Below are 21,309 nucleotides of genomic sequence, written 5' to 3'. Positions count from 1 at the left end.
TATAGAGGGGCTGCGATGAACGCCCCTCAGGTCTTGCATGCTCATGACTCCAAGCCAACCAATATTAGGCTTTGCCACGGCTGTGAACTACCCGTTGACCTTGTCTCTGTGGAGAGAGGCAAAAGCGCCTACTGCCCGAGATGCAATAGTCATCTATACCGAGGGGGGAATCCTTCTCTGTCAGGCAATTTAGCGATTGCAATAACTTGCCTTTTACTGTTTGTTCCTTCGCACTTTTTCGAGTTTATAAGCATTCGTCTTTTCGGCGTGATGATTCCTGCGACTTTACCCTCAGGCGTATTTGCACTTTTTCAAGAAGGTTTTGTACTCCTGTCACTGCTTATTTTCTTTTGCAGTTCGATAGCGCCCCTTTTGTTGTGTAGTTCGGTTGTCGCTGCGCATATCGCGCTGAGCAAAGGCTCGTTTCGTTTGCTCAAGAGTTCCCTGTCAATTATTCACTATGTCAAAGCGTGGGTAATGATTGATGTCTTTCTTGTTAGCATCGCCATTTCGTGTTTCAAACTCCAAGATTACTCGGATATCTACGTTGGACCGGGCTTGATTGGTCTAGTGTTACTGCAAGTCTCTACCGTACTACTGGTGACACGAGTAAGCGTGCGTCGATACTGGGAAGTGTTTCATGCGGAAGAGCAATACGCTTTGTCAGAAAAAACGCTTCACTGTCATCACTGTCACCTTTCTCAACCAGAAGGGACGGAATGCTTGCGTTGTAAAAGCCCTATCCATCATCGCAAACCGTACTCGATTCAAAAGACATGGGCTTATCTCATCGCGGCCAGTATTGCGATATTTCCCGCTAACATCATTCCAATTTCCATTTTATTAACTAACGGCAAACGCTTAGAAGATACCATCTTTTCTGGCGTTGCTTCGTTAGTGAATAGTGGAATGACTGGCATCGCCATCATCATTTTTGTTGCCAGTATCGTGGTTCCCGTTGCCAAGATCCTAGGGCTGTCTTACCTGTTACTGGCGATACAGTTCAAACGCAAGATTTACCACAAACACAGAATGCGCATCTATTTTGTCATTAAATGGATTGGTCGCTGGTCGATGATGGATCTGTTTGTCATCTCGATCATGATGACATTAGTTGATAGAGGCCAAATTCTCGACTTTACACCAGGCTATGGCGCGGTCGCATTTGGTATTGTAGTTGTGCTCACCATGTTAGCCGCAGAAAGCATGGATCCGAGACTAATTTGGGACAATTACCCAGAAGAATTTGATAGAAAAGAGTCGTTAAATGAGTAACCCTTCTCCCACACAAAACTCATATTCCCCGCATATCAAGCGTAATAAAGGAATATCACCACTTTGGCTGCTACCAATCTTAACTATGGTACTGGCAGGATGGCTGGTGTTCAAAGCCGTGCAAGATGCCGGGCAACGAGTCCAGATCTACTTCTCTGATGCACAAGGCTTGATCGCAGGAAGAACCACCATTCGCTATCAAGGCTTAGAAGTGGGCATGGTGAAAGATATCAATTTGTCCCCAGACTTACAGAGTATCTACGTCGATGCGGACATCTACCCACAAGCCACGAAATTGCTGACCAAAGAAGCGCGTTTCTGGTTGGTCAAACCCACAGCGAGTCTGTCTGGGATTTCTGGCCTTGATGCACTTGTTTCGGGTAACTATATCGCGATTTCTCCAGGTAATAACCCTTCCGAGCCTGAGACCAAGTTTACCGCTCTAGAGCGTGCTCCCTCCGATTTACTGGCAAACCAAGGGCTTAATATTTCACTAAAATCGAGAGACTTAGGCGGTATCTCGGTCGGTTCACAAATCGTTTATCGAAAGATACCGATTGGTGAAGTGTATAGCTATCAGCTTGACCGTGATTCGAAAAACGTCATCATCCAAGCCTCAATACGCGATGAGTATCGCCACATCATCACTGACGATAGCCGCTTCTGGAACGTCAGTGGTATTGGTGCCAACATAGGATTCGAAGGGGTTGATGTAAAACTGGAAAGTTTCAGTGCTCTGCTTGGAGGCTCTATTGCTGTCGACTCACCTGATGGTGGTGAGCCTGTTGCAGATAACTCTCAGTTTAAACTCTACCCAAATTTAAAAACCGCTGGTCGAGGTATCGCAATAAAGATTGATTTACCAGATGACAACAAGATCAACGCTTCTGGCGCACCAATTATGTACCGTGGTATCGAAATCGGACAGATTACAGATTTAGAGTTGAGTCATGGTAGAGAGAACATCGTTGCTTCTGCGGCAATCCAGCCTGCTTTTAGTGACATGCTGACAACGGGTAGCCGCTTCATTCTTGAAGAAGCGAAAGTCTCTCTATCGGGAGTAGAAAACATCGCTAACATCGTTAAAGGTAACTTCCTGACCGTGGTTCCTGGTGACGGCGAGCGTTCACGACATTTTAGCGCAGTAAGAAAAGACGACTTCAAACGCCAACAAGCCCGCTCTGTCTCACTTCAATTAGTGTCAGACAATTCGTTTGGACTCGATCAGGGTGCCAACATCCTCTACCGTGGTATCAGCGTAGGTTCGGTAACGCAAGTGAGCCTAGTTAACGACAAAGTGCAGCTAGATGCGCTAATCGATAGCGACTATGCGCACCTTATTAAGTCTCAAAACCGCTTCTTCGTGACAGGTAGCGCCAGTGCCGAATTGACTGAATCAGGCTTGAATATTACCGTGCCACCAGCAAAACAGCTTCTAACGGGTTCTATTAGTTTCGTTAGTGAAGGAAAAGCTCAGCCACAGGCGCAATACACGCTCTATCAAAACAAGTCACTTGCTGAACTCGCTAAGTACAATATCTCAGGTTCTACCAAGTTGACCCTTTTTGCTAACGAATTACCTTCGATCAGTAAAGGCAGTCCTCTGTTGTATCGAAATCTGCAAGTGGGTAATGTTGCTGACTTCTATTTGGTCGACGGTGGTGTCATCATCAGCGCGAGTATAGAAAATCAATATAAGCACCTTGTCACTGATCAAACCGTATTCTGGAACCGCTCAGGCGTTGAGATAGATGCAAGCCTTGCAGGCATCAACGTTAAGGCGGCCCCACTCACCTCTTTGATTCAGGGAGGCATTGCATTCGATTCTCTGCCTGGAGTCGAAAATAAGCAAAACGACAAATGGTTGCTCTACTCAGACTTCAAGACTGCAAGGAAATATGGCCAAGTGATCTCATTGACACTCAATGGCGAAAACACAGTCGCAAAAGGCACTTCAATCAACTATAACGGAGTAAAAGTTGGTGAGGTCACTTTGGTTATTCCAGACTTCAAACTCAACAGAGTAGAAGTCAAGGCGCGTATATTACCTGAATACACCAATACAATTGCGGTTGCTGGGTCGTACTTCTGGTTACCTAAAGCGCAAGTGGGTCTTAGTGGTGTGAAGAACATTCAAAATCTCCTGGCACAATCGATCAACGTGTTACCGGGTAACGGCAAAGCGACATATGCCTTTGAACTTAACCACCAACAACCGGCGATAAACGGCATTACCTTCACCCTACAAAGTGAATCTCGCGGCTCTATCACTGTTGGTACACCGGTACTCTATCGTGAGATAGAAGTCGGTCAAGTAACCAATGTTCAGTTAGGTGAATTTGCTGATCGCGTCATATCGACCATTGCTATTGAGCCTCAATACGCCTATTTAGTTCGTCAAAACAGTGTTTTCTGGAACACATCTGGCGTCGACGTATCGATCGGTATTACCGGTGCCAATGTTAGAGCCGGCACAATTGATAGTATTGTTCGTGGTGGAATAACTTTTGCGACGCCAGAGCAAAAACAATTGGAGCCAATCGCTCGTCAAGGTCAGTCCTTCTACCTATATACCAAAGCAGAAGACAGCTGGCGCACATGGCGTACAGCAATACCAAAACCTTAATCCATGGGGAAACGCAGCGAATTCGCTGCGTTTTTTATTGAAATTAGCTATAATCACCGACCTTTTACGCTTGTAGAGACAGAACCTTGCACCAGAACGTATACCTACCAGACGACTTTCTCGCTGAAATGCAATCAATCCTACCCCAAGGACTGAACATGGCGGATTTTATCGCCGCATGTCAGCGCCCATTGCGTAAGAGTATTCGGGTCAATACACTCAAAATATCAATCGATGAGTTTGTTCAACGAGCACAACACAAAGGATGGCAACTTCAACCTGTACCCTGGTGTGAGGAAGGATTCTGGATTGACGCAGACGAATCGGAAGTCCCGCTAGGTAACTCGGCAGAACACATGTCTGGGCTTTTTTATATCCAAGAAGCCAGCTCTATGATGCCCGTATCCGCTTTATTCTTGGATGACCAAGATGACTTCACCAGTGTGCTCGATATGGCGGCTGCACCAGGCTCGAAAACCACTCAGATTGCGTCAAAGATGAACAACCAAGGTGTGCTCGTTGCCAACGAGTTTTCCGCAAGCCGTGTAAAAGTACTCCACGCTAACATAGAGCGCTGTGGAGTACGTAACGCCGCTCTTAGCAACTTTGATGGTCGTGTGTTTGGTGGCTGGTTGCCCGAGCACTTTGATGCAGTATTGATTGATGCACCTTGTTCAGGTGAAGGTACGGTACGTAAAGACGCAGACGCCATGAAGAACTGGAGTAAAGAGTCGGTCCTTTCGATTTCTGACACACAAAAAGATCTGATTGAAAGCGCTTTTCATGCGTTAAAACCTGGCGGCGTTATGGTCTACTCAACCTGCACGCTCAGTATTGAAGAGAATCAACAAGTATGTCATCACCTTAAAGCGTCCTTTGGTGATGCTGTAGAGTTCGATAGCCTCGCTTCCCTTTTCCCTGATGCCGATAAAGCTCTTACCGAAGACGGTTTTCTACACATATTCCCTCAGGTATATGATTGTGAAGGCTTCTTTGTTGCACGTATGCGCAAACTTGCGTCAGTCACCGCCCCTCAAGTGAAAAAGCGTTTGGGCAAATTTCCGTTTGAGAAAGCGAGCGCTAAAGTACAAACGGACATTGCTAAACAACTCCACACTCAACTGGAGATTAATTTACCTCAAGCATCTTCTATCTGGTTGAGAGACAACGACGTATGGTTGTTCCCTGATGCTCTTGAACCTATGCTTGGTGAGCTTAGATTCTCCCGAATGGGGATCAAAATTGCTGAAGCCCACAAAAAGGGCTACCGCTGGCAGCATCAAGTTGCAACGGCATTAGCTACTGGTAAAGAGAGAACAGCCCTAGCACTTTCTATTGATGAGGCTCGTGAGTGGTTTATGGGACGTGATGTTCGCCCTGCTGACCTATCCGGTCAAGGTGAAGTGATCGTAACACTCGCTAACGATGTGATTGGATTAGGAAAGTGGGTGGGTAACCGTATCAAGAATGGACTACCAAGAGAGTTGGTCAGAGACAAAAACTTGTTTTAAGCGGTCATTAAATAGTATGAAATTCTACAAAAGCCTAGCGCATTGCCGATCATAAACTACAATTAGGTTATCGATATATACAATATATCAGACAGTTAGCGCAGGCTCTGTAGGAGCCGTTCCCCTAGGCCCAAAGCAGGATCAGCTCTGGGCCTTTTTTTCGGCTTAACAGTCAAACCAATTGTGTTAACTCAGGCGAATGCCCTCTTTCTCAATCACAATTTTACCCTGTTTGTACAGACCGCCGATCGTCTTCTTGAACGTGCCTTTACTAGTGCGGAAAGCGGCAAAGATAGCTTCTGGCGATGACTTGTCATTGAGAGGTAAGAATCCCCCCTTCTTCTCCAATAAGTCCATCACCTTCTGGCTCAGTTCATCCATCTTACCAACCCCGATTTTCTGCAGGGACAGGTCGATTTTGCCATCTTCGCGAATATTCTTGATGTAACCTTTAAGTCGCTTACCAATAAATAACTTACCAAACACATCTGATTTAAAAATCATTCCCCAGTGCTGGCCTTCCACAATGGCTTTGTAACCAAGTTCGCTACGCTCTGCGATGATTAAATCAACCTGTTGGTTGCGAGTGTAATTTGCCGGTGTTTTATCCAGCAGTTTATTAAACTTCGTTGTTCCAACAATTCGTCCAGAAGCTTTATCGCTGTAGACATAAACAAGTACGGTTTGCCCCGCCGCAAAACGTGCACGTTGCTCACTAAAAGGTATCAGTAGGTCTTTACCTTTGATACCCCAATCAGCGAAAGCACCGGTAGAGTTGACACCTTCGATCTTCATCAACCCCCATTCGCCGACTTGAGCAACAGGAGTCTCAGTTGTTGCGACTAACTGACTGTCAGAATCAAAGTATAAAAATGCATCTATAACGCTACCAATTTCCACACCTTCAGGTACAAAACGTTTTGGAAGCAAGGTCGTACCGTAATCTCCGGCATCGAGAAATACGCCAAAATCGGCTATTTTTACTACTTCTAAGTGGTTCGTCTGACCAACTTTAATCATTTCAACTGTCTCTTGTTAAATTTGCGGTGATTATAGCGAATCTCTGTTATGCTTGCGCCAGATATTTATACCTTTTTTAGGAGCGTTAATTGATCACTGTTGATAAGCAGGACGGCATCACTCTCAAGATTTCTCATGCGATGGCAGCGACAAAGAAATCGGATTTAGATCTCTATTTTTTCGTACCTGGTGAGCTTGGGCTTTCGCCGGACATCCTTAAAGAGAGTGAATTCTACTATGAGTCGATATCTCAAAAACGCGCTTACTACAGTGACAAAACCCTCCTTCCTCTCGTGCACAGCCGCTTAGCTAAACGAGGTAGGCTCTCTTCAACTCAATACCGTGTCAGTTTGAGTTTGTTCGCCTATCAGTATGTTATCGCGCTAGACAAAGCGGTCAACGAACTCAATAAACACAATACCGAGTCTGTCACTACTGACGAGGTCGACGAAGTCATCAACCTCTCTCTCGATATTCTCAAGAAACTGCGCCGCAGTATTCCTTACGAAGAGAGCTTAAAGCGTTACTACGCCAATATAGACAACTATCTTTCTTGGTACACAGGACAACGTTTGATGTCGCTTGTCGCACATATGCCTCGTGATAGCGAGTATAAGAGCCTTAAAGAGAGTTTGCTCGCCATTGTAGAAAAAGAAGCAGCGCACCGAAAGCTCAACAATTATAACTCCAAAAGTGTTCGTGATGACGTCATACGACTCAGTAATAAAATGCGCCTATTGCGACGCCTGATAGAACATCCGGTGGTATTGAAGGAGCGCACGCAGTCGCTGGGTAACAATATGAAGCGAGTCGTTAAAGGCAGTGCAACTGGCTTTGTCATGGTGTTTGTTACCATCACAGCCATTCTTGCTCGTGACTACTGGGGAGAGATCACCGCCTCTTTCATTGTCTTAATGTCATTTGTTTACGCATTAAGGGAAATTTTTAAAGATGACCTGCGTGATGTGATGTGGCGATGGCTTCGCAAAGGCCGCCCAAAATGGCGTAAACTTTACTTAGACCCAACAACCATGAAAGCGGTGGGACAGAAACTCGAATGGCTAGACTATAAGGTTCTCGATAAGTTGCCTGACCGAATTCAGTCAATCCGCAAGAAACGCGTTGTCCAGCGTGAAGAACAAGTGCTTCACTACAGCTCTAAAACTGAAATGTCGACATCGAAGTTTATGAGTGGTTATGAAGAAACGCGTGAGTCTTTGTTGGTTAGCATGCGTGAATTAACTCGCTTGATGGACAAAGGCTCAAATAAGGTTTACATGAACAATAACGGGCAGGTAAGTCGCGAGTCGGTTGAAAAACGTCATCTTATCAATCTGATTGCCAAAGAAGATAATCACGACGGCCAGCCACGCTACTATCGTTGGAAGATCATTCTCAACCGAAGCAAGATCGTCGCAATTGAACAAATTGAAGTGGATGACGTTAGCCATCCATTCTCTTCAATGACAGAGTAAGTAAAAATTCCGCCATAGGTTCATCGCCGTGCAGACTTGGGCAAATGGCGGTAATTTTCACTGCTTGATTGACGCGCTCACCAGTAGCGAAAGTCCTCTCTAGCATGTCATCGATCAACTTGCCATCTTCACAAACGAAATGAACATCTGCTTCGGGACGTTTGAGAAACTGCCCTTCTACTGCTTTAAAGGCTAGTGATACCCTTTTGCCGCACTGCTCAGCTTTACTCATCGCCATAAAACCTCCTGCGACATCAGCCCCGACAGCCAATGCACCAAAATACATACTGTTGAGGTGATTTTTGGTTCTTCTTTTTAGGGGAATTTTGACTTCAACACGCTCGGCATTCAGTTCCAATATCTTTGGCCGAGCCAGCCAAATAAACGGCACTTTAAAAAATCCGAACAGATTGAGATAGAGATTTGCTTTTGAGAGAGCTGACAACATTGAACTAGTCCGACCAGTGAAACTCATCTTAGTTCATAACGAATAACGCCCAATGTCAACATTTCATTAACATTGGGCGTTATAAACAGTGACTTAACAACCAGTTTGAGTTACAACGTCACCAAAACGTCTATCTGTGGATGCTCAACGATGTACTCTTGTAAACGAGCATATTGAACTAACCCATTGCTGACTAAAACAATCGGCTTATTGCTGTTCGTCGCCGCGTCGACGGCCTGCTCAATCAGCATCATGACAGCTTCACTTTCCGGATCAAACAGATACTCCAACTCCTCACTAAGGCGATCAACCCCTAAGGTGAATTGAGCTAAGTTTTCCACATTGATCACCAAGCCATCAAAGTAATGAAGTAATCGCTCTGATAACAACGCGCCCGATGGTACATCAACGGTATAGAGAACTTTCAAACCATTGAGTCCCCTTGGTAAACCTTGTTCTGCGAGTAAGTCGATTACTTTGGCGGCATCAGACAATCCTCTGACAAAAGGTACGACAATTTCAACATCACAACCTTGCTGCTGCAATGCCTTAATCACCTGACACTCTAGCGTAAACAACTGGACAAATTTCTCATGGGCAAAACGAGAGACACCGCGCAAACCAAGCGCTGGGTTAACTTCAGTTGGCTCAAGCTGTCCCCCCAGCAGTGTTCGGAAACTGTAGCTGTCGGCACCACCTAGATCGATGCGTACCGACTGATGTTGTGGCTTCACGGCCGCTAAAATCTGTTCAGTGAGTGTCGATACGAAGTGCAACTCTAGCGTCTGCTCGCCCAAGATGGCATTAATTGATGCCACTTCACTCTCTTCAAGAGATGGCAAAATCGCGGCATGATCGGGATGGTAGAAGACATGTTCTAAAATCATTTCTGACAATGATACAAAAAGGTGCGAACCACTGGTTGCTTGATCAAGCTGAGGAAGTGAATCGCCGAGGTTTAGCGCAGGATGCATACTGCTAGAACGGGTTAAACTCATTACTGCTCCAGGCAAAGGTTTTCGTTGTATTTCTATTCCTCAACATACCTATCGTATGTCGATAATACAAGGGGTTGTGAGCATTTTTAGTAAATAAAAATGCATAAATTTGCACTTTACAGTTTGATACCAATAAGAATCGCGATAAGTGGTTTATTCCTATCTTGGTTTCCGTTATCTTTACCGCTTCGTAATAAAAAGAACAGGCTGTCGTATGCCATTAAAAACCGATGAATTAAGAACCCAACCATTGGGTCCAATGCCAACTCCGGCAGAATTAGGAAGCGCCCATCCAATTACCGATGAGGTCGCTGAGCGTATCGCACAGTCACGTCGCCAAATTGAAAATATCCTTACAGGGGAAGACCAGCGCCTATTGGTAATTGTCGGCCCATGTTCCGTGCACGATACCGATGCCGCCCTTGACTACGCAGAGCGTTTAGCCGCGGTGCAAGATCAGTATAAAGATGAACTGTTCATCGTTATGCGCACCTATTTTGAAAAGCCTCGCACTGTCGTAGGTTGGAAGGGGTTAATTACTGACCCAAATCTTGATGGCTCTTATGCGCTAGAAACAGGTTTGAACAAAGCCCGTAAGCTATTGCTCGATATCAATAAGCTTGGTTTAGCAACTGCTACCGAGTTTTTAGATATGATCACTGGCCAGTACATTGCAGATCTCATTACATGGGGTGCGATTGGTGCACGTACGACCGAATCACAAATCCATCGTGAAATGGCGTCCGCACTCTCTTGCCCAGTTGGTTTTAAAAATGGTACCAACGGGAACATCAAGATCGCTATCGATGCAATTCGTGCATCTCAAGCGTCTCACTATTTTTATTCACCAGACAAAAACGGCCGTATGACCGTATATCGCACTAGCGGTAACCCATTTGGTCACGTTATCCTTCGTGGCGGTGAAAAAGGCCCTAACTTTGATGCAGCATCCGTCGATGCAGCATGTAAACAACTGGGCGAGTTTGGCCTACCTGAACGCCTTGTGGTTGATTTTAGCCACGCTAACTGCCAAAAGCAGCACAGAAAGCAACTTGAAGTCGCTGAAGACATCTGTAAACAAATCAAGTCAGGTAAAAATCAAGTAGCAGGCATCATGGCTGAAAGCTTCATTAACGAAGGTAATCAATCCATGGAAGACCTAAGTAATCTTACTTACGGTCAGTCGATCACAGACCCTTGCTTGGGCTGGGATGATACAGCCACTATGCTTGACATGCTGGCAAATGCCGTAAAAGCTCGCTCGTAATAATAAGGACTCCAACATGCCATCATTTGATATTGTTTCTGAAATCGATACTGTTGAACTACGTAACGCAGTAGACAATGCGTCACGCGAGCTAACGACTCGTTTTGATTTTCGTGGCGTTGAAGCGTCATTCGAGATGCAAAAAGACGAATCGGTAAAGCTAAGCGCAGAAGGTGAATTTCAGCTTAAGCAACTACGCGACATGTTACGCGGTAACTTAACTAAGCGCGGCGTTGATGTTAATGCAATGGAAGCCAAACCAGAAGAAGCATCAGGAAGAAACTGGCATCAAATCGTTGTATTTAAGCAAGGTATCGAAACGCCAATGGCGAAAAAAATCGTTAAACTGATTAAAGACAACAAGATGAAAGTTCAAGCATCGATTCAAGGCGACAAGGTTCGTGTAACCGGTAAGAAGCGTGATGATCTGCAAGCTGCTATTGCACTGATCCGTGAATCAGATCTAGGTCAACCATTCCAGTATGAGAACTTCCGCGACTAATATCTTTTATTCGCCTGTTTGATAAGCAAAAGGGCCACATCTTAGTGGCCCTTTTCTATTTCACCGATCCCAGCTCTATTAGCAGATCCTTGCCCTGTAAGAAGGTAACTCTTTTCGATTTAGGTGGCATTAACACCACCACTCTTTGATCGTGACTTCGAGCTTTCTGCAGTTCATTGCTAAAACCCGCCTCACTCTTGCATTCAACTCTTTCCGCATCACGGCGAACGAGGTCAATAAACGCAAAAGGACAGTTCGGGTCATGCAACACTATCTCGGCCTGCTGCATCAATCTCAATGCTTTCAAGGTAAGAAGCTCGACATCTTCACCATACTCGATCCAAGTTACCGAACCACTCTGGTCGACCCCCTCTTGCAGCAGCGCTTGATAGGCTCTCTCTAGATCGCCATTGTTGGTCGCTCTTTCAACATCTGAGCGCGAAAAATAAGCTTCCCAAAACTTACGTCGTTGCTCAACGCTAGCAAAACGACTTTTAATGTCATTACGCTTAGAGGCCGCGAAGTCAGCTTGTATCGCTAGGTTTTGCGGTAACACAGCCTCTAGCTTTTCTCTCACATTCCTAATCAAAACCGGTGAAGAGCCACCACTCGATATCGCGAGTTGTATCCGGCCACGGTTAATCATCGAGGGGGTAATAAAGTCGCAGTATGGTAGGTCATCCACGACATTCACCAATATCCCTTTACGCTTAGCGTCATGATGGACTTGGTGATTCAAATCTGGATTGTCGGTTGTCGCCCAAACTTGAACATAGCAACTTTCGAGTAACTCGGCAGAATAGAACCCTTGGATCCATTGGCAGTCCCCTTTTTCGATCAAGTTGGCGAGGTAAGACTCCACATTGGGTGAGACGATCGTAACATTCGCTCCCGCCCTAACTAGGCTATCTACTTTGCGGCTTGCGACCTCACCCCCACCAACGACCAGAACGGGTTTATGAGTTAAGTCTATAAACAGTGGAAAATACTGCATTTCATTCCTTGAGTTACTAAAAACATCTTCAGCCTTGATACTACCAAAAATAGAGCAATAGATTCATTCCCAATTCAGATCACACCTAATAAATGACCGAATTTTGAACTATTTTTAGCTTTTTTAACTAATTGATAACAGTGATACCAATTTGAACCCTATATGTATTGATAAATTTATTACACCATCCTGTCGCACCAAATTTGTGACCTCTTGCACTATTTACATTTAAGCAACATTTCGTCATTCTAAAGTCTGTCAGGATTTGTGATTTCATTCAAAAATCTTTTTAAATTATACATTTGAGAAATTGCGAATCCTTTCCTACGCTTATAACTGGTTGATTTGTTTAAGGCTCAAATATGGGCATACGCAACCTAATAATTAAGAAACACAACACCATTTAATCGTTGTATCAGGTTGAACCTGATTTAACATGGATCATACAGGAAGGATACAAATGGCACATAAACTAACACTTCTTGCTTCAGTTGTAGCGGCATCTACTGCACTGATGTCTACAAGCGCTGCTGCTGCGGATAGCACGCTAGATAAAGTAACTAAACAAGGTTTCCTAACTTGTGGTGTAAGTACTGGCTTGCCAGGTTTCTCTAACCCTAACTCTAAAGGTGAATGGGAAGGCATTGACGTTGAATACTGTCAGGCGCTTGCTGCGGCAGTGCTTGGCGATAAATCAAAAGTTAAATACGTTCCTCTAACAGCGAAAGAGCGTTTCACTGCACTTCAATCTGGTGAGATCGATGTTCTTTCTCGTAACACAACTTGGACGCTTCACCGTGATACAGCTCTAGGTCTAAACTTCGTTGGTGTTAACTACTACGATGGTCAAGGCTTCATGGTTAAGAAAGACCTTGGTCTAACAAGCGCTAAAGAGCTAGACGGTGCTTCTGTATGTGTTCAGTCTGGTACGACAACTGAACTTAACCTAGCGGACTACTTCCGTAACAGTGGTATGTCTTACAAGCCAGTTGTATTTGATACAGCCGCTCAAACTTCGAAAGGTTTCGACGCTGGCCGTTGTGACGTACTAACAACTGACCAATCAGGTCTTTACGCACTTCGCTTGAATCTTCAAGATCCTGCATCTGCTCAAGTTCTTCCAGAAATCATTTCTAAAGAGCCTCTAGGCCCAGTGGTTCGTCAAGGTGACGATCAATGGTTTAACATCGCTAAGTGGACTCTAGCTGCAATGGTGAACGCTGAAGAATACGGCATCACTTCTAAAAATGCAGACGAAATGCTTAAGTCTCAAGATCCAAACATCAAGCGTATTCTTGGTGTAGACGGTCCTAAAGGTAAAGGCCTAGGCATCCGTGACGATTGGGGTTACCAAGTTGTGAAACAAGTGGGTAACTACGGCGAGAGCTTCGAGCGCACAGTCGGTGAAGGTTCACCACTACAAATTTCACGTGGCGTAAACGCACTGTGGAATGCGGGTGGCTTCATGTACGCTCCTCCAATCCGTTAATTTTTACATAGTTACAATAGAAAATGGGCGGTTTTGGCCGCCCTTTTTATAAAAATGGATTTGAGGTTATAGCTGTATGAAACCTACTAATTTTGCGACGAAATCGGATAACGGACCGAATTCAAACGCTAACCTTTTATACAATCCCACCTTTAGAGCTGTTGTTTTCCAGATCATAGCGATTTCAGCACTCGTCTTTTTCTTTTACACAATTGTCAATAATGCACTAACCAACTTAGAAGCACGTGGTATTGCCACGGGTTTTGACTTTCTAACTCAAGAAGCTGGCTTTGGGATTGGCTTAACGCTGATTGAGTACGATGAAACCTTCTCTTACGGCCGCACCTTTATGGTCGGGCTACTCAACACTGCGCTAGTCTCGTTTTTTGGTATCATCCTCGCGACGGTGATTGGCTTTCTAATGGGTATCGCACGCCTTTCGTCTAACTGGTTAGTTAGCCGTTTTGCTGCTGTTTATATTGAGACATTCCGTAACATTCCTTTACTTCTTCAGATTTTCTTCTGGTACTTCGCGGTTCTGCAAGCACTTCCGTCAGCTCGCCAAAGTTTAAGTCTGGGTGAAGCCATTTTCCTCAACGTTCGTGGCCTCTACTTCCCTGCCCCAGTCTTTGGCGAAGGTTCTTCCTTTGTTGTAGCAAGTGTGATTATTGGCATTATCGCGACGCTTTTGATCGGTGTATGGGCGAAAAACAAGCAAAAACTGACCGGTCAGCAAACGCCCATGGGACGTATCATGCTGGGGCTCTGTGTTGTTCTACCTGTCATCGTTTACTTCTTAACGGGTTCACCTATCTCTGCCGAATACCCTGTGCTAAAAGGCTTTAACTTTAAAGGTGGTATTACCATCATCCCAGAACTGGCGGCTTTGCTCATCGCGCTTAGTGTTTACACGGCGTCGTTCATTGCTGAGATTGTACGTTCAGGTATCAATGCCGTTAGCCATGGTCAGACAGAAGCCGCTATGTCACTAGGGCTACCACGTTCTCGCACGCTAAAGCTGGTGGTTATCCCTCAAGCACTGCGTATCATTATTCCACCGCTGACTAGCCAATACTTGAACTTAACCAAAAACTCATCGCTTGCGATGGCGATTGGTTACCCCGATTTGGTTTCAGTATTTGCTGGTACAACGCTGAACCAAACTGGTCAGGCGATTGAAATCATTGCGATGACGATGGGTGTTTACTTAACACTCAGCCTAGTCACATCGGCTCTGATGAACTTGTACAATAAGAAAGTGGCTTTGGTGGAGAGATAGAATGAAAGTACATCAATTTCAGCCTAGCCTTCCGCCGCCTGCAAATACGGTTGGTCTGGTAGGTTGGCTAAGAAAAAACCTATTTAATGGTCCAATAAACTCAGTCGTAACGATTATCCTCGCCGTTTTATCCGCGATGGTACTATGGGACGTGTTTAACTGGGCTATTCTCAATGCAGACTGGGTTGGCACAACCCGTGACGCATGTAGTCGTGAGGGTGCGTGCTGGGTATTTATCAGCGTTCGCTGGGACCAGTTTATGTATGGTTTCTACCCTTCCGACGAGCTTTGGCGACCTCAGTTTTTCTACGTGACACTGGCTATCTTTACGGTATTGCTGGCTTACGAGAAAACACCTAAGCGTCTATGGATTTGGTTATTCTTCGTAAACGTCTACCCATTTATCATTGCTGCTTTACTTTATGGCGGTGTATTTGGTCTGGAAGTTGTCGAGACGCACAAATGGGGTGGCTTGCTGGTTACACTGATTATCGCACTTGTCGGTATTGTCGTTTCGCTACCTATCGGCGTTGCTCTGGCACTAGGGCGCCGTTCAGAAATGCCGATCATTCGCAGTATGTGTACTGTCTACATTGAAGTATGGCGTGGTGTACCTCTTATCACGGTTCTGTTTATGGCTTCAGTTATGCTGCCCCTGTTCCTTTCTGAAGGTTCAGAAACAGACAAACTTATCCGCGCATTGATTGGTGTGGTGATGTTTAGTGCTGCCTACATGGCGGAAGTGGTTCGTGGTGGTCTTCAAGCTATTCCAAAAGGACAATACGAAGCCGCAGACGCGTTAGGTCTAAGTTATTGGAAAAAAATGGGGCTGATTATTCTTCCACAAGCACTGAAGATTACTATCCCATCTATCGTGAACACCTTTATCGGATTGTTCAAAGACACTAGTCTGGTGCTTATCATCGGTATGTTTGACGTACTGGGTATCGGACAAGCTGCAAACACTGACCCTGAGTGGTTAGGCTTTGCAACGGAAAGTTATGTATTTGTCGCGTTAGTGTTCTGGGTATTTTGTTTCGGCATGTCGAGATATTCGATCTGGCTAGAAAACAAACTTCATACCGGTCACAAACGATAATTAGAGCTCAAGGACGTATTATGACGCAACAACAAGATTACATGATCCAAATAAAGGATATGAACAAGTGGTACGGCGAATTCCACGTACTGAAAAACATCAACCTAAACGTTAAGAAAGGCGAAAAAATCGTTATTTGTGGCCCTTCTGGTTCTGGCAAATCCACCATGATTCGCTGTATTAACCGTTTGGAAGAACACCAAAAGGGACAGATTATCGTTTCTGGCAATGAGCTGACTGAAGATCTGAAAAACATTGAGGCCGTTCGTCGCGAAGTTGGTATGTGTTTCCAACACTTCAACCTGTTCCCTCACCTAACTGTTTTAGAAAACTGTACGCTGGCTCCAATTTGGGTGAAAAAAATGCCTAAGGAGGAAGCTGAAGCGATTGCGATGAAATATCTAGAACGCGTTAAGATTCCAGATCAAGCCGATAAATATCCAGGCCAGCTATCTGGTGGTCAGCAGCAGCGTGTTGCCATTGCTCGCTCACTTTGTATGAGCCCGCAAGTGATGCTGTTTGATGAACCAACGTCGGCACTTGACCCAGAGATGGTTCGTGAAGTACTTGACGTTATGGTTGAGTTAGCCGGAGAAGGCATGACCATGTTGTGTGTAACACACGAAATGGGCTTTGCTAAAGAAGTGGCTGACCGTGTTATCTTTATGGATGCGGGTGAGATTATTGAAGAGAACAACCCAATTGAGTTCTTCGAAAACCCACAGTCAGATCGAACGCAAAATTTCCTTGCTCAGATCCTGCACCACTAATTTCTAAAGATGGCATAACACAGGGGCGACTTCGGTCGCCCTTTGCAGTTGTTATATTGTGTTACATCTTTCAAAATACATAAGTTTTTATTTCTATTATTATTTTATCTACTACTAACTGACTTGGGGCTTGATCTTTTGGTCATTAAACCTCATAAATGTAGATATAAACATAAAACCTTACGAGGAAGATTATGAACAGTCCTATGTTTACCCGCACTTCAACGCAAGAAAGTGCTCTGCAAACAAACAAAGTATTGCGTAATACTTACGCTCTACTCTCTATGACTCTGCTTTGGTCTGCAGTGGTTGCTGGTGTTTCTATGGCGATGAATCTTCCTCGTCCAGGCATCATCATCACACTTGTTGGCTTCTACGGTCTGCTATTCCTAACCGAAAAGAACCGTAATAATAGCATGGGTTTGGTATTTACCTTCCTGTTTACTGGTTTCCTAGGCTACACGCTTGGTCCAATCCTTAACGCATACATTGGCGCAGGAATGGGCGATGTGATCCTAACGGCACTTGGCGGTACTGCTCTGTCCTTCATGGCTGCATCTGCTTATGCTCTAACGACACGCCGTGACCTGTCTATGATGGGCGGTTTGATGATGTCATTGTTTGTCGTACTGGTTGTAGGTATGATTGCGAGCTTCTTTATCCAGTCAACGATTCTACATCTGGCACTAAGCAGCCTGTTCATCGTGTTCTCTACCATGGCGATCCTGATGACGACTCAAGGCATCATCCGTGGCGGTGAGACAAACTACATTTCAGCGACGATTACGCTTTACGTTTCAATCTACAACATCTTCATCAGCCTGCTAAGCATCCTTGGCATTATGAATGACGATTAAGATTAACGTTTAATCAAACACCAAAAAGCCCGAAAGATAATCTTTCGGGCTTTTTCTTTCTTGCCATATTGTCCAATCGCGGTATGCTGCGCTACCCTATTGAATATCAAACTATTTAGGATCGTTAAGATGTTTGAGTATAACGGCAAACAAATCGAAACTGACGCTCAAGGCTACCTACTAGACCATACTCAGTGGGAAGAAGGCATGATAGAGATATTGGCTCAACAAGAAGGCATTGAGCTAACTGAAGCCCATCTTGAAGTGGTTCATTTCGTGCGTGATTTTTATGAAGAATTCAACACATCTCCAGCCGTTCGAATGCTGGTTAAGGCAATGGAAAAAGCCCACGGTCCGGAGAAAGGCAACAGCAAATATCTGTTTAAGCTATTTAAACAAGGGCCAGCTAAACAGGCTACCAAATTAGCGGGTCTGCCTAAGCCTGCCAAGTGCTTATAAAAAGATGCGATTGAGATCCTGTTGCCACGCTACAGGATCTGAAATCCTTTGTATGGCTTGTAGGAAACGCTCTGTCTTTGAACATGGTCAACACTTGATGTTTTAGGCCCTTGAGTCAGCCAGTCAGCCATCTCATCAATTTTCTCTTGCGCCCCACAAACCACGACTTCTACGTCACCATTGTTGAGGTTCTTAGCGTAGCCAACTAGGCCTAACTTTTTCCCCTGATACGAAGTGTGGTAACGAAACCCTACACCTTGCACTATTCCTGAAACGATAAACTTCGCACTGCACTCCTGCATGATTTACGCCTCCCACCGTTAGACTTTAAGCAATTAATCAATTCATTCCGATACGAATCTGTGGTCGATATATTCGCAATCATACCGTGTTGGATATTTTCACACCAAGGTTTGATGACAAGTTAATCGCTGCTGTTGAAAGCGCGCATATTTATCACAGTTATCTATGCTGCCGTACGTTATCTGTGTATATTTCAATATAAAATGTATTAATGTTTGCATATTCTCAATAATAGGATGTTCGCAATGAAAGAAATACCGTTTCGCTGGATTGACAAATATCTCATTCATCTCAAAATTCAGGAAAAATTCTACTTACTGTTTGCTCTACCCCTACTGGCTGTGATCATTCTAACGCTGGTACTTAACAGTGCAGCAAACACCATGCTTGCTCATCTTTATCAGGATGAGCTCCACTTGATGCGTAACTTGATCGAAGCGGGCAACCTGACGCAAGCACAGGTAGCAAGTATTGTGGCGAGTTCAGACACCATCTCTATCGGCAGTGGTTTAGGCTCAGTTTCAGTAAATAACGGTGCATTCAGCCTCGTCGCTTCCCATGAGCAGAATTTATGGTCCGCAATGTCGACAACTCAAATGGTGATTGTTTTAGTCACCCTGTCACTTATTGCTTTAGGTGTTTACTACATCATGACTTTTATTGGTGGCGCGATGTTTACCATGAATAAAGCATTGGCCACATTAGCAAACGGCGATCTGACCAGCCGTATGAACTTCTTTAAAGTACGCGACGAGTTCAGTGAAATTGCGATTACCATTGATAAAGTGGCTGAGCGTGAACAAAATATGGTGATTTCTATTCAGGAGTCCATCGCTCTGATGCAACAGATCAGTTCTGACCTTAATCTGTCTAACCAGCAAAGCGCAGAAGTCTCTGGTACTCAGCAAGAGCACCTGAACTCACTGGCCAGTGCGACAGAGCAGATGGCATCAACAATTCGCGAAGTGGCCACTCTAGCACATGACTCAAGCACACAAACTGAAGATGCTCGTAGCGTTGCAACTCAAGGACAGGCCAAAGTCGTCCACACCCTTGCTTCGATTTCACAGCTGTCGAAGGAGATTCAGTCTGCCTCTGAAGCCGTTGCTGAACTTGATGCCAATGCTGCGCAAATCGATGAAGTGGTGACAACCATTAACGCTATTTCAGAGCAAACTAACCTTCTCGCGCTTAACGCGGCGATTGAAGCAGCCCGTGCCGGTGAACAAGGTCGAGGCTTTGCCGTCGTTGCAGATGAAGTGCGAGCATTAGCAGGACGAACTCAGCAAGCAACCGTTGAGATCCAGAGCATGATTGAAGCGCTACAGCGCAATAGCCAATCTTTAACTCGTTTAATGGAGACTACCGTCGTTAATGCTTCAGAAGGTCAGCAGTTGATGTCTGAAGTCGATGTTGAGATTGGCGCATTGGCTGAGAAGAACCAATCCATCTCAGACAGTAGTGTACAAATCGCGACGGCCGCTGAAGAGCAAGGCGTGGTGGCGGACAATATTGCCGCTAGCGTTGAGGAGATCCGTGTTCAGGCCGACAATGTTCACGACATGATTAACACAACCAACGCTAACATCGCCCAGCTCCGAAGTCAGAGTGACCAGATGGAGTCACTGCTGACAGGCCTTAAAGCCTAATCGATTGAGCCGCTTTTAAGCGGCTCTTTTATTTGCTTTTCCCTAGTAGTTCCTTGAAAATACCCCACCTTGAAAAACAAACAATTGAGTAATCCAATGACTCCAGCTATCTATCTAGTCAAAGGCCGTGATAAATCACTCCGCCGTAAACACCCATGGGTATTCTCTCGTGGTATCCACCGTGTTGAGGGTGAACCGACATTAGGTGAAACGGTTGATGTATTCACACACGATGGAAAGTGGCTGGCGAAAGCGGCCTACTCACCAAACTCTCAGATTCGTGCACGAGTCTGGAGTTTTGACAAACAAGACATCAACACCGATTTCTTTGTTAAACGCATTCAAGACGCGCAACTGTTACGTGAAGACATCATCGAGCGTGACGGTTTAACTGGATACCGTTTGATTGCGGCTGAATCTGATGGCCTACCTGGTATCACAATCGATAAGTTTCAGAACTACTTGGTATGCCAACTGCTGAGCGCTGGTGCAGAGTACCACAAGCAAACCCTTGTCGATGCGCTATTAAAAGTGTTCCCTGATTGCAACATCTACGAGCGCTCAGACGTGGCAGTACGTAAGAAAGAAGGTCTTGAGGAGACAACGGGTGTATTGCACGGTGAACAGCCACCACGCTCAGTAGTCATTGAAGAAAACGGTGTAAAGATCAGCGTGGATATTATCGAAGGCCACAAAACCGGCTTCTACCTCGATCAACGCGACAGTCGCCAGCAAGCGATGAAATACGTTAAAGACAAAGAAGTGCTTAACTGTTTCTCGTACACTGGTGGCTTTGGCTTGTACGCTCTTAAAGGCGGTGCCAAACGTGTGATCAACGCGGATGTCTCTCAGCCTGCGCTAGATACTGCTAAGTACAACGCTGAACTCAACGAGTTTGATATCTCTAAAAAACGCGCGGTATTCCTCAATGCCGACGTATTTAAGTTGTTGCGCGAATATCGCGATCAAGGCACCAAATTTGATGTTGTAATCATGGACCCGCCTAAGTTTGTGTCCAGCAAAAACAATCTAACTTCAGGTGCTAACGGCTATAAAGATATCAATATGCTGGCAATGCAGATCCTTAAACCTGGTGGCACACTACTGACCTACTCTTGCTCAGGCTTAATGAGTGGTGAGCTATTCCAGAAAGTGATTGCCGACGCTGCTGTCGATTCGGGTCGCCAAGTCAAGTTTGTCGAACGCTTTGAACAAGCGGCTGACCACCCAAGCGAGTTGCGAGTTGCGAGTTGCGAGTTGCGAGTTGCGAGTTGCGAGTTGCGAGAAA

General features: G+C 45.1%; 18 protein-coding genes and 1 pseudogene. 14 read left to right on the top strand and 5 right to left on the bottom strand.

Annotated elements, in window-relative coordinates:
* Positions 1 to 15 precede the first annotated feature (15 nt).
* From QTN94_RS00145 to rsmF, 3 genes are all read left to right on the top strand, one after another.
* Complete coding sequence (locus QTN94_RS00145; protein WP_331426485.1) at positions 16 to 1,275, top strand: paraquat-inducible protein A; 1,260 nt, start codon at positions 16 to 18, stop codon at positions 1,273 to 1,275.
* Positions 1,268 to 3,901: a PqiB family protein gene (locus tag QTN94_RS00140; protein ID WP_331416256.1), complete on the top strand. Its 2,634-nt coding sequence runs from the start codon at positions 1,268 to 1,270 to the stop codon at positions 3,899 to 3,901. The genes QTN94_RS00145 and QTN94_RS00140 overlap by 8 nt, the downstream gene beginning before the upstream one ends.
* A gap of 86 nt (positions 3,902 to 3,987) precedes the next feature.
* Positions 3,988 to 5,412 (top strand): 16S rRNA (cytosine(1407)-C(5))-methyltransferase RsmF, encoded by a 1,425-nt coding sequence (gene rsmF / locus QTN94_RS00135; RefSeq protein WP_331416255.1) that lies wholly within the window; start codon positions 3,988 to 3,990, stop codon positions 5,410 to 5,412.
* A gap of 186 nt (positions 5,413 to 5,598) precedes the next feature.
* On the opposite strand, the gene QTN94_RS00130 is transcribed toward rsmF, so the two are convergent.
* Positions 5,599 to 6,432, bottom strand: a complete 834-nt coding sequence (locus QTN94_RS00130; protein WP_331416254.1) for a CvfB family protein — start codon at positions 6,430 to 6,432, stop codon at positions 5,599 to 5,601.
* 89 nt (positions 6,433 to 6,521) lie between these two features.
* On the opposite strand from QTN94_RS00130, the gene QTN94_RS00125 reads away from it, so the two are divergent.
* Positions 6,522 to 7,907, top strand: coding sequence for a hypothetical protein (locus QTN94_RS00125; protein WP_138972353.1), 1,386 nt, complete (start codon positions 6,522 to 6,524; stop codon positions 7,905 to 7,907).
* Here QTN94_RS00125 and QTN94_RS00120 read toward each other — a convergent pair.
* Both QTN94_RS00120 and QTN94_RS00115 read right to left on the bottom strand, forming a co-directional pair.
* Positions 7,876 to 8,355: a DUF4442 domain-containing protein gene (locus tag QTN94_RS00120; protein WP_138972352.1), complete on the bottom strand. Its 480-nt coding sequence runs from the start codon at positions 8,353 to 8,355 to the stop codon at positions 7,876 to 7,878. The two genes, QTN94_RS00125 and QTN94_RS00120, sit on opposite strands and share 32 nt — an antisense overlap.
* A 110-nt stretch (positions 8,356 to 8,465) precedes the next feature.
* Positions 8,466 to 9,353, bottom strand: a complete 888-nt coding sequence (locus QTN94_RS00115; RefSeq protein ID WP_138972351.1) for a putative PEP-binding protein — start codon at positions 9,351 to 9,353, stop codon at positions 8,466 to 8,468.
* Positions 9,354 to 9,567: 214 nt separating this feature from the next.
* On the opposite strand from QTN94_RS00115, the gene QTN94_RS00110 reads away from it, so the two are divergent.
* On the top strand, positions 9,568 to 10,620 hold the full coding sequence (locus tag QTN94_RS00110; protein ID WP_331416253.1) for a 3-deoxy-7-phosphoheptulonate synthase: 1,053 nt from the start codon (positions 9,568 to 9,570) through the stop codon (positions 10,618 to 10,620).
* A 16-nt stretch (positions 10,621 to 10,636) separates the two neighbouring features.
* Positions 10,637 to 11,122 carry a YajQ family cyclic di-GMP-binding protein gene (locus tag QTN94_RS00105; protein ID WP_138972349.1) on the top strand — a complete coding sequence of 162 codons (486 nt, stop codon included), beginning with the start codon at positions 10,637 to 10,639 and terminating at the stop codon, positions 11,120 to 11,122.
* Positions 11,123 to 11,177: 55 nt separating this feature from the next.
* Here the strand turns inward: QTN94_RS00105 and QTN94_RS00100 are convergent, their stop codons facing one another.
* Positions 11,178 to 12,116 (bottom strand): NAD(P)-dependent oxidoreductase, encoded by a 939-nt coding sequence (locus tag QTN94_RS00100; RefSeq protein ID WP_331416252.1) that lies wholly within the window; start codon positions 12,114 to 12,116, stop codon positions 11,178 to 11,180.
* Positions 12,117 to 12,576: 460 nt separating this feature from the next.
* On the opposite strand from QTN94_RS00100, the gene QTN94_RS00095 reads away from it, so the two are divergent.
* From QTN94_RS00095 to QTN94_RS00070, 6 genes are all read left to right on the top strand, one after another.
* Positions 12,577 to 13,605 (top strand): amino acid ABC transporter substrate-binding protein, encoded by a 1,029-nt coding sequence (locus tag QTN94_RS00095; RefSeq protein ID WP_138972347.1) that lies wholly within the window; start codon positions 12,577 to 12,579, stop codon positions 13,603 to 13,605.
* A 76-nt stretch (positions 13,606 to 13,681) separates the two neighbouring features.
* Entirely contained in the window at positions 13,682 to 14,884 is a 1,203-nt protein-coding gene (locus tag QTN94_RS00090; protein WP_331416251.1) for an amino acid ABC transporter permease, read from the top strand.
* Between the two features lies 1 nt (position 14,885).
* The gene (locus QTN94_RS00085; protein WP_331416250.1) at positions 14,886 to 15,983 is read left to right on the top strand and encodes an amino acid ABC transporter permease; all 1,098 of its coding nucleotides are present in this window, start codon (positions 14,886 to 14,888) and stop codon (positions 15,981 to 15,983) included.
* Positions 15,984 to 16,003: 20 nt separating this feature from the next.
* The gene (locus QTN94_RS00080; RefSeq protein WP_138972344.1) at positions 16,004 to 16,753 is read left to right on the top strand and encodes an amino acid ABC transporter ATP-binding protein; all 750 of its coding nucleotides are present in this window, start codon (positions 16,004 to 16,006) and stop codon (positions 16,751 to 16,753) included.
* Positions 16,754 to 16,947: 194 nt separating this feature from the next.
* A complete protein-coding gene (locus tag QTN94_RS00075; protein WP_138972343.1) occupies positions 16,948 to 17,610 on the top strand; it encodes a Bax inhibitor-1/YccA family protein in 663 nt (220 codons plus the stop codon).
* Between the two features lie 129 nt (positions 17,611 to 17,739).
* Entirely contained in the window at positions 17,740 to 18,069 is a 330-nt protein-coding gene (locus QTN94_RS00070) for a TusE/DsrC/DsvC family sulfur relay protein (protein ID WP_269376781.1), read from the top strand.
* Positions 18,070 to 18,098: 29 nt separating this feature from the next.
* On the opposite strand, the gene yccX is transcribed toward QTN94_RS00070, so the two are convergent.
* Positions 18,099 to 18,371 (bottom strand): acylphosphatase, encoded by a 273-nt coding sequence (gene yccX / locus QTN94_RS00065; protein WP_138972341.1) that lies wholly within the window; start codon positions 18,369 to 18,371, stop codon positions 18,099 to 18,101.
* 246 nt (positions 18,372 to 18,617) lie between these two features.
* On the opposite strand from yccX, the gene QTN94_RS00060 reads away from it, so the two are divergent.
* Together QTN94_RS00060 and QTN94_RS00055 are read left to right on the top strand one after the other, a co-directional pair.
* On the top strand, positions 18,618 to 20,021 hold the full coding sequence (locus QTN94_RS00060) for a methyl-accepting chemotaxis protein (RefSeq protein ID WP_331426484.1): 1,404 nt from the start codon (positions 18,618 to 18,620) through the stop codon (positions 20,019 to 20,021).
* Between the two features lie 96 nt (positions 20,022 to 20,117).
* Positions 20,118 to 21,257, top strand: a pseudogene (locus QTN94_RS00055) (class I SAM-dependent methyltransferase); the annotation flags it as partial.
* Positions 21,258 to 21,309 lie beyond the last annotated feature (52 nt).

Source organism: Vibrio sp. M250220 (assembly GCF_036533795.1).
Lineage (GTDB): Bacteria > Pseudomonadota > Gammaproteobacteria > Enterobacterales > Vibrionaceae > Vibrio.
The sequence above is the reverse complement of the archived record's forward strand: the minus strand, read 5'-3'. Positions and strand labels throughout refer to the sequence as shown.